Source organism: Ruminococcus sp. B05, from assembly GCF_003628495.1.
In the GTDB taxonomy this organism is placed as follows: Bacteria; Bacillota; Clostridia; order Lachnospirales; family Lachnospiraceae; genus Schaedlerella; species Schaedlerella hominis.
In genome coordinates, this window is record NZ_RBZR01000007.1 from 135,712 (window position 1) to 144,813 (window position 9,102).

Annotated in this window: 10 protein-coding genes, 7 tRNA genes and 1 rRNA gene; 3 read left to right on the forward strand and 15 right to left on the reverse strand. The window is 36.4% G+C overall.

What is annotated here, in order from left to right; all coding sequences use genetic code 11:
* Positions 1-22 precede the first annotated feature (22 nt).
* A complete protein-coding gene (locus D8Q48_RS07500; RefSeq protein ID WP_121056111.1) occupies positions 23-367 on the reverse strand; it encodes a hypothetical protein in 345 nt (114 codons plus the stop codon).
* 316 nt (positions 368-683) lie between these two features.
* On the opposite strand from D8Q48_RS07500, the gene D8Q48_RS07505 reads away from it, so the two are divergent.
* On the forward strand, positions 684-1,712 hold the full coding sequence (locus D8Q48_RS07505; RefSeq protein ID WP_121056113.1) for a LacI family DNA-binding transcriptional regulator: 1,029 nt from the start codon (positions 684-686) through the stop codon (positions 1,710-1,712).
* Positions 1,713-1,839: 127 nt separating this feature from the next.
* Here the strand turns inward: D8Q48_RS07505 and D8Q48_RS07510 are convergent, their stop codons facing one another.
* Positions 1,840-2,094, reverse strand: a complete 255-nt coding sequence (locus D8Q48_RS07510) for a YlmC/YmxH family sporulation protein (protein WP_022075833.1) — start codon at positions 2,092-2,094, stop codon at positions 1,840-1,842.
* A gap of 198 nt (positions 2,095-2,292) precedes the next feature.
* Between D8Q48_RS07510 and D8Q48_RS07515 the strand changes: the two genes are divergently transcribed.
* Together D8Q48_RS07515 and D8Q48_RS07520 are read left to right on the forward strand one after the other, a co-directional pair.
* Entirely contained in the window at positions 2,293-3,078 is a 786-nt protein-coding gene (locus D8Q48_RS07515) for a hypothetical protein (protein ID WP_191855117.1), read from the forward strand.
* 120 nt (positions 3,079-3,198) lie between these two features.
* On the forward strand, positions 3,199-3,486 hold the full coding sequence (locus D8Q48_RS07520) for a hypothetical protein (protein ID WP_121056115.1): 288 nt from the start codon (positions 3,199-3,201) through the stop codon (positions 3,484-3,486).
* 71 nt (positions 3,487-3,557) lie between these two features.
* Here D8Q48_RS07520 and D8Q48_RS17030 read toward each other — a convergent pair whose 3' ends face one another.
* From D8Q48_RS17030 to D8Q48_RS07580, 13 genes are all read right to left on the reverse strand, one after another.
* Complete coding sequence (locus D8Q48_RS17030; RefSeq protein WP_147422752.1) at positions 3,558-3,719, reverse strand: iron-containing alcohol dehydrogenase; 162 nt, start codon at positions 3,717-3,719, stop codon at positions 3,558-3,560.
* Positions 3,719-4,291: a hypothetical protein gene (locus D8Q48_RS07525; protein ID WP_121056117.1), complete on the reverse strand. Its 573-nt coding sequence runs from the start codon at positions 4,289-4,291 to the stop codon at positions 3,719-3,721. Before D8Q48_RS07525 ends, D8Q48_RS17030 begins: the two co-directional genes overlap by 1 nt.
* 22 nt (positions 4,292-4,313) lie before the next feature.
* Positions 4,314-4,664: an arsenate reductase family protein gene (locus D8Q48_RS07530; protein ID WP_121056119.1), complete on the reverse strand. Its 351-nt coding sequence runs from the start codon at positions 4,662-4,664 to the stop codon at positions 4,314-4,316.
* A gap of 677 nt (positions 4,665-5,341) precedes the next feature.
* Positions 5,342-7,297 carry a threonine--tRNA ligase gene (gene thrS, locus D8Q48_RS07535; protein ID WP_330514516.1) on the reverse strand — a complete coding sequence of 652 codons (1,956 nt, stop codon included), beginning with the start codon at positions 7,295-7,297 and terminating at the stop codon, positions 5,342-5,344.
* Between the two features lie 461 nt (positions 7,298-7,758).
* Entirely contained in the window at positions 7,759-7,989 is a 231-nt protein-coding gene (locus D8Q48_RS07540; protein ID WP_191855118.1) for a hypothetical protein, read from the reverse strand.
* Positions 7,990-8,072: 83 nt separating this feature from the next.
* Positions 8,073-8,156: transfer RNA gene (locus D8Q48_RS07545), tRNA-Leu, on the reverse strand.
* A 12-nt stretch (positions 8,157-8,168) separates the two neighbouring features.
* Positions 8,169-8,241: transfer RNA gene (locus tag D8Q48_RS07550), tRNA-Val, on the reverse strand.
* Between the two features lie 61 nt (positions 8,242-8,302).
* A tRNA-Asp gene (locus D8Q48_RS07555) sits at positions 8,303-8,376 on the reverse strand.
* A 13-nt stretch (positions 8,377-8,389) separates the two neighbouring features.
* Positions 8,390-8,463 (reverse strand) — tRNA-Ile (locus D8Q48_RS07560).
* Between the two features lie 24 nt (positions 8,464-8,487).
* Positions 8,488-8,560: transfer RNA gene (locus D8Q48_RS07565), tRNA-Thr, on the reverse strand.
* Positions 8,561-8,616: 56 nt separating this feature from the next.
* A tRNA-Glu gene (locus D8Q48_RS07570) sits at positions 8,617-8,688 on the reverse strand.
* Positions 8,689-8,845: 157 nt separating this feature from the next.
* A tRNA-Asn gene (locus D8Q48_RS07575) sits at positions 8,846-8,917 on the reverse strand.
* A gap of 72 nt (positions 8,918-8,989) precedes the next feature.
* Positions 8,990-9,102: ribosomal RNA gene (locus D8Q48_RS07580) — 23S ribosomal RNA — on the reverse strand; the annotation flags it as partial.

Below are 9,102 nucleotides of genomic sequence, written 5' to 3' on the forward strand. Positions count from 1 at the left end.
CCCTTTCTTTTAAAACCTGCTATTAAACTTCTATCATGACTCCATAGTGATCGGATACAACCGGATAAACCTTTCCATTACAAACAACCTTTGATGAATGAACTTGTTTCTCCTGATTACAGAAAATATAATCGAGTCTCTTTTCATTTTTCAGATTGCTTCTGCCATCGGATTCACGCCAGCCATCAATTTCTTCTTCCACCGTAATACCGTCATCCTTTTCTTCTGCTAACACATATGTATCCTTCCATCCACTGTTACAGATTAGTTCGTAACCTTCCCCTTTTACATTATCCAAACTGTTGAAATCTCCCATAAGCCATATTGTACTCTCTGCAAATTCTACATCACTAAGTACCTGTTGCATTGTTTTGTGCAACCGTTTGCATTAATTATAGTCAGAATTTTATGATATTTCAATTCTATTTTCTAATATTGCATTGCTTTCTCTTTTTTCCACAATTTATTATTCTTGTTTTTGTGCATTTTTCTAGTTTCATTTTTGTTGTTTTGAAATATCGCACAATTTACTATCTGTACTTTTGTTACTATTGCTCAACATTCCCTTCTTTTCATTCCCTGGCCTTTTGCATAACTCATGCAATTTCTTATGCAATGCATTTGACATTCCTATTTTCTTTCATTAAAATACTATTTATATCAAAAAACGAAAGGCTTTATTTATGACAGTGACAATTAAAGATGTGGCAGCTTTGGCAGGTGTATCTCCTTCTACAGTATCCAGAACTTGTAAAAATAACCCTTCTATCAGCAGTGAAACAAAAGAAAAGGTTCGAAAAGCAATGCTCGAGCTTGGATATGAACCAAATTTCCAGGCTAGCAACCTTGCTTCTCAAAATTCGCGAACAATAGGGATTATCCTTCCTGCATCTGCACGTGAAGTATATGAAAATTCATTTTATCTTGAAGCAGTTCGCGGCGTCAGTCATTACTGTAACCAAAAACAATACATGACAACGATTGTAACCGGACAGGACGAAGACGAAATATTACAAGCAGTCCGCTCCATGTCGAGAAGTGGTAAAGTAGATGCGTTTATCGTTCTGTATTCCAGAAAAGATGATCCTGTTATCGACTATTTATTTAATGAAGGATTGCTATACAGTCTGATTGGAAAAGCTACACAATACACAAATCAGAGTATATATATTGATAATGATAATCTGCTGGCAGGGCAGGAAGCAACTGAATACCTCTACCAGCTCGGTCATCGTCGCATTGCATATCTGGGTGCTGACAGCAATCTCATTTTCTCTGCTGACAGAAAATCCGGTTACCTGCTCGCACTAGCAAAACATGGACTTCCGATGCGGCCTGAATACTGTGTAGAAGTTGCAAATGTTTCACAAAATAATACCGAAGAAATTTCTGCGTTATTATTACAAACTGAACCCCCAACCGCAATTGTAGTAAGTGATGATATTCTTGCTGTTTCTCTGGAACGAGTATGTCTGCAAAACAAGCTGTCGATTCCGGAAGATTTATCAATCATCTCCTTTAACAATTCATTATTTGCAAGATTGACTTCTCCCCAGCTCACATCCATTGACATCAATTCATGCCAGCTGGGAATTGAAGCAGCCTCACAGATTATTAATCATATTGAAAATCCCGGATTGGTTGCGACAAAGATTATCGTGCCACATCATTTGATAGAAAGAGACAGTTGCTGTAAAATTTCTGGAGAATAATTTTTCAGATTTTTATGCTCCCCTTATTAGATACACATCCTATTAGACTTTGTGGCTTGACCCACATAAACAAAAATAGATAAGAGAGTTTCGATTTACGTTAATGAAATCAAAACTCTCTTATCTGCTATATTTTCTTCAAAAATTTTTCTTTCTGAATCTCCACCAATATAATATCGGGTCCGATTTTCCTGATACATGCAAATGGGATAATATATTCCGAGTCCACGCCAAATATCCCACATACTTTTCCGGGCCCGGGAACGATAATTGCCTCAATCTGTCCACTGCACAAGTCAAAATCTATATCTACTACACATCCTAACACCTTACAATCGCAGGTATTAATTACTTCTTTTTCTCGTAATTCACATATGCGCATCGTGTCACTCCTGCATATATCACTTATATTATTATATGCATCGGCAAATGTCTTGACACTGCAGCATTTTTTACAGTTCTAGAACAAATGATAAATGAAACTATTCCGCAACTGTCAAAGATGGGAGTGTAACACAAATTGAGAATTTTTACCAGTTGCATACTGGTGTTATAATGTTCTTGGAAAGGTGGAATTTTTATGAATACATACTATGTTGCACATTATTTTAACTTTAAAAATATCGGCGTTTATCTGCTTGCTTCATTGCTTGGACTCATTATCGTAATTGCAATCGTTTTATGTATCGCTAAACTACAAATGCATAAAAAATTACAAAATGATTCTCTTTCTTCCAGAAGAATACGCCGGTTAAATCGTGAACATCAAGAAAAGGAACTGACTATCATTGAAAGTTTTTTTGAAATGATTTTTGCCAGTACCTCTGTTCTTATTTTTTTGTCCCTCTACTATATCATTGACGAACGAATTCCCGGAGTCTCTGTTTATTGGACAAAATATCAGGATTTACTGCTGTTACTCTTCCTTTGTTTTTCCGTTATTTTGAACGGCTGGTTAGATATCGTGCTCATTCCTTTGGAAGAAATTGACTCAGAACAAAAAGCATCCATCCGTCTGGTTTCAACTTTTTATATTATACTGATTTTGCTTTATATCAAGTTCATCTATAACGATGATAACTATGACTCTCTCATGATGTACTTTATAACACTTGCAATCGGTCGTTTTATATACTTCGACTTTACAATGGATGACTTTTTAAGTACGATACGCGGATTTGTCAAACAGCTTCCTTTACTATTATTAATGGGAACTTATTCAGGATTTATTTGCTGGTTTGGATTTTACAGTGGATTTCTCCTTACATCAAATGGTGTAATTGTAAGTACTCTGTTAGCACATTTATTTATGATCTGCTCCATTTATATACTGGATAAAACAAAGGTTCTTCGTTTGCTTTTGTAATATATTTGTCATGATAATTTTCTTGAATTTTCCATATTGTACTGACTCAAATAGAGATTTCACAGAATTGTATTTAAATTTACACATTTTCCGTGATTCAGTATTTGGAGGAAAAGATAAATGAATACTTTAAAAGCTGAAAAGAGAAACATGACAATCAAAGCAAAAAAACTTAGACGCGAAGGATTTGTAACTGGTAATCTGTTCGGTCGTGAGATGGAGAAATCTATTCCATTGCAGATGGACAAACGTGCTGTTGACCAGCTTCTGAAAGAAGAAGGTAAAGGTGGTCAGGTAATGTTGGAAGTCAACGGACAGACTTATGATGCAGCTGTAGTTACAATTGCAGAGGTACATGTATCCGCTGTTGATGTTGCTGAAGAAGCAGAAGAAGAAGCTGCTGAATAATAACTGTACAATAAAAAGAGAAAATAGCCTCGGGGAAATAACCCATCCTCGAGGCTATAATATTACTTATTTTAAACAGATATCTGTTCTACAAATTGTCGAAACTCAGATTTTGTCCATACCACCAGTGTCGGGTACAGTGGATTTTCTTCTTTTTCTGCCCATTCTGCAATCTGAGAAAAATCCTTTTTCTGAATCATGTCCAGAGAAGCTGGTATTTCCATTTTGTTCATTAATTATCTTCCTTTATTTCATTCAACCATGTATTCAAAACTATATTTTTTTCCAAATATGGAAACGGATTATTATATTTTACCCATAACGATAATAATTTAGTCTCTGGATGGTTATACGCATCATCAATATATGCTAAATATGAAATCAATAGATGCCATTTCGGATGTATTATTTTAACGCCGTCATTAGTAGTTATTTCTGGATTAAGTGTATTCACCTCTACCGATACTGAATCTCCATTTTTCATTTTATAAGTATAAGATTTTGTATCTTTCCGACTTACAAGATAAATATAAAATAATAAATCTTTTATCTCTTCTTTATCTTTCTCTTCGACTTTTGTGATATCAAGTTTATCACGCCAATTTTTTAATTCTTCTAGCTTATATTTATCTTTATATGTATTAAATCTTTCGGCAAGAATTCTATATTCAATATTTTTTTCCTCTTTATATACTTTTATCGTTTTATGACACTCTGTAATTGGTTTATTTCCTTTTTCAGAACAAATTTCAATATATTCTCTCACTTCATCAAAAAATGGATTTTCTTTACTAATTCTTTTCATTTCTACAATTCTCTTGTTTTTTTCAAATACTTATACTACTCCACTCATCTTCCTTAAATCCAACCGACATCTTATCTTCCGTCACCAACAATGGCCTCTTCACTAACATCCCATTTGTCGCCAACAATTTCAACTGTTCATCTTCACTCATCTGCGGAAGCTGGTCCTTCAGTTTCATCTCCTTATAAAGCATCCCACTGGTATTAAAGAATTTCTTCAACGGCAATCCGCTCTTATGGTGCCATTCTTTCAACTCTTCATATGTTGGATTCTCTTCAACAATATGCCTCTCCGTATACTCTATCTCATGACTGTCCAGCCATTTCTTAGCCTTCTGACATGTAGAGCATTTTGGATACCAAATAAATAACATCTTGCTTTCCTCCCATCCTTAATTCATTTGATTTCATTATACTACATTTCTATTATCAAATCAGCCAACTTTTTATCATATAATTTTTTTCTAAAAAACAACTAGTGGTTTAAATTGTATCTACATCTTGCCTTTTCTAAAACTTGAGGATGCTTCCGTTGTAAATTTTGCATCTACATCACACGTTTTCGATAACGTGAGGATGTTACTCATTGAAATTATGCATCTTCAACCTACTATTTCTATGCCTTGCGGATACTCTCAAGTAAAAATGTGCATCTTCAACCTACTCTTTCTATACCTTGCGGATACTCCTCATCAAAATTTTGCATCTTCAATTCCCGAAAATCCACTATCGCAGATATCGTCGCTCAATATCCTTTAATTTGCTATTTACTTCACAACTTGAGCCGATACATTACTTACAAAAAAATTGATATAAGAAATTCGAGCGAATATGGAGTGAGCGTTGGAGACACTTAGAGCGTAAATTTTTGCGATAATGAATTTGAACGAACGTGTTTGAAGCTGCGTAGCAGCAAGTTTGAGTTCAAATTCATTTGCTTTTAGCAAAAATTTACGCTCTTATGTGTCTCCCGCTCATGGAATCTGAGCAAGAATTCTTATATCAATTTTTTGTAAGGAACGTATTGCCGCCCAGTGAACTAAATAGCAACTTAGTCCTCTACTTCAATCTTACGAATTGTCTTTTTCTGAATCTCATCTTTGATTGCATCGATAAATACATTCAAATCTTTCGAGCCTTCATCTCCGAGATATCTGCTTCTTACAGAAACTTTCTGTTCTTCCTCTTCTTTTGCTCCAACAATCAGCATATATGGAACTCTGTTCAGACGAGCTTCGCGAATCTTATATCCCATCTTTTCTGAACGCTGATCAACAGAGCAACGGATGTTATTCGCTTTGAGTTCTGCTTCAACTTTTGCTGCATATTCATGATATTTATCTGAAATAGGAATCACACGAACTTGTTCCGGACATAACCATGTAGGGAACATACCGGCATATTTCTCAATCAGCCATGCCAGTGTTCTTTCATAACATCCGATAGATGTACGATGAATGATGCATGGACGTTTCTTCTCACCATTTTCATCGATATAATACATATCAAACTGTTCTGCAAGTAATGCATCCCACTGGATTGTAATCATTGTATCTTCTTTTCCGTATACATTCTTTGCATTAATATCTACCTTTGGTCCATAGAATGCTGCCTCTCCGACATCTTCTACGAATGGAATATTGAGTTCCTGAAGCATTGTACGAATATGACCTTCTGTTTCTTCCCAAACTTCTGGTTCACCAATATATTTTTCTTTATTTGACGGATCCCATTTTGAAAGATGATATGTTACATCTTCCTCTACGCCAAGTACCTGCAGACAGTACTGAGCTAATGCGATACAATCCTTGAACTCTTTTACCATCTGGTCAGGTCTTACAACCAAATGTCCCTCTGAAATTGTAAACTGACGAACACGAGTCAGACCATGCATCTCTCCAGAATCTTCATTACGGAATAATGTAGATGTCTCGCCGTAACGCAATGGCAGATCACGATAACTGTGCTGTTCTGCTTTGTATACATAATACTGGAATGGGCATGTCATTGGACGAAGGGCAAATACTTCTTTATCTTTCTCTTCATCACCTAATACGAACATTCCATCTTTGTAGTGATCCCAGTGTCCTGAAATCTTGTAGAGGTCGTTCTTAGCCATCAATGGTGTCTTAGTACGAACATAACCACGTCTGCTTTCTTCATCTTCAATCCAACGCTGTAACTCCTGCATAATGATAACACCATTTGGCATAATAAGCGGAAGTCCCTGACCGATTACATCTACTGTTGTAAATAATTTCATTTCGCGTCCAAGTTTATTATGATCACGTTTTTTTGCTTCCTCTAACTGTGTTAAATGTTCTTTGAGTTCGTCTTTTGTAGCGTAAGCTGTACCATAAATACGTGTCAGCATTTGTTTCTTCTCATCACCTCTCCAGTAAGCTCCTGAAGATGATAACAATTTAAATGCTTTCACACCTTTTGTACTCATCAAATGAGGTCCTGCACAAAGATCTACCCAATCTCCCTGTGAATAGAAAGAAATTTCAGCATCTTCTGGAAGATCTTCAATCAACTCAACTTTATAAGGTTCATTTTTCTCCTTGAAAAATGCGATTGCTTCTTCTCTTGATTTTGTAAATCTTTCAATCTTAGCACCTTTTTTGATGATTTTCTTCATCTCTTTCTCAATTGCATCCAAATCATCTCTTGTAAATGACTGACATTCAAAATCATAATAGAATCCTGTATCAATTGATGGTCCAATTGCAACTTTTGCATTTGGATAAAGGTTCTGTACAGCCTCTGCCATTATATGTGATGCTGTATGGCGAAGTGCAGCTAAACCTTTCTCATCTCTTGCTGTAAGAATATTAAGTTCACAGTCTTTATCCAAAACTGTTCTAAGGTCTACAACTTCACCATCTACTTCTCCGGCACATGCTGCTCGTGCAAGACCTTCGCTAATATCGTATGCAACATCAATTACTGTTTTTGCTTCTGAATACTCTTTTTTTGATCCATCTTTTAATGTAATAATCATCATTCTACCTCCTGTTTTGATATTCACTTCAAGCATTTAATACAGGGATTTTACATATTATAAAAACTTTTTCCTTAAAAATAGAAAAAACTTTATCTGTCCCTGCACTTACATGCAAGGGACGGATAAAGTCTGATTACTTTTATATCCGCGGTTCCACCCTTTTTGTTTTCAAGATGATAACAATTACATTGTTATCTAAAACCACTTCATTCATGATTATAACGGAATCACCGGACCGGATTAGGGCCACTCGGAGGTAGTCTTCAAATGATTCCCGTTAAGATGATTCCAGCATCTTCATCTCTCTCTGAAACGTTCCACATTCTACTCGTCTCGTCATCGTGTTATCTTCTGACCCTCATTATAGCATTCAAATAAACTTTGTCAACTCAATTTCTTCAATTTTTTCATCTATTTTTCGTCTAAAATATTATTGAATCTTTTTTCTTCAATATAATTTTTTACTCATCAAATTCTAAAATAACACTGTTTGCTTCCAATCCCATTTGGATATCTACCACTTTGCCATGACGTGTTTGTAATCTTTCATAACTTCGATAATTACCGCTCATTGCAATTGCATGTTCAATTGTATAATAATATGAACTAGGTAATTTTCCTTCAATTACATTTACTTCTTGTCCGATTTCAACCAATCCTGGTCTATCCATAGTAAATTCCATTCTTCTCATGACATTATCCTCCTGTTATATTTAATCTAATATCTTATAAAATGTAAAAAGACTTAAGCATTAGCTTAAGTCTTCTAATATAATGCGCGTGGCCGGACTTGAACCGGCACGGGATCGCTCCCGAGGGATTTTAAGTCCCTTGCGTCTGCCTATTCCGCCACACGCGCGCACTATATATATGGGACCTACAGGGCTCGAACCTGTGACCCTCTGCTTGTAAGGCAGATGCTCTCCCAGCTGAGCTAAGATCCCATATCACTCTGTGCACCTTCTCACTAAATTCAGCTATGCTTCATTAAGTGTTCAGTGCGAACGACCCAGAAGAGACTCGAACTCTCGACCTCCGCCGTGACAGGGCGGCGCTCTAACCAACTGAGCCACTGGGCCTTATTAAATTAAATGGACCTTCGGGGACTCGAACCCAGGACCGATCGGTTATGAGCCGATTGCTCTAACCAGCTGAGCTAAAGGTCCATTATATGTCCCTTTCAGGAACAAAGCCGATGATCGGACTCGAACCGATAACCTGCTGATTACAAATCAGCTGCTCTGCCAATTGAGCCACATCGGCATATTGCCTACTACTTTGAACAAATATACCTTTTATTCAATTGCACTTTGTGCAAATGACTCCAACGGGAATCGAACCCGTGTTACCGCCGTGAAAGGGCGATGTCTTAACCGCTTGACCATGGAGCCAAATTCTATTTATCACTTCTATCAGCGACCGAAATAAATATTACCATAATCTTTTTATTTTTGCAAGTGATTTCTTTAAAAAAATTCACTTTTCTTATGATAATCATCTTTCATAAAAAAAACCATAGTTAAATGACAGCTATGGATTCTTTTTAAGCTCCCCGAGTTGGGTTCGAACCAACGACCCTTCGGTTAACAGCCGAATGCTCTACCGCTGAGCTATCGAGGATTACCTTTATTGAAGTATACCTTCAAAACTGCATACAAAGTCTTTTCATCCATCTTGTTCCTATCACCTGTTCTGGTTATGCCCTCGACCTATTAGTAACAGTCAGCTCCATGTGTTACCACACTTCCACCTCTGCCCTATCTACCTCGTCGTCTTCAAGGGGTCTTACTAACTTGACGTTATGG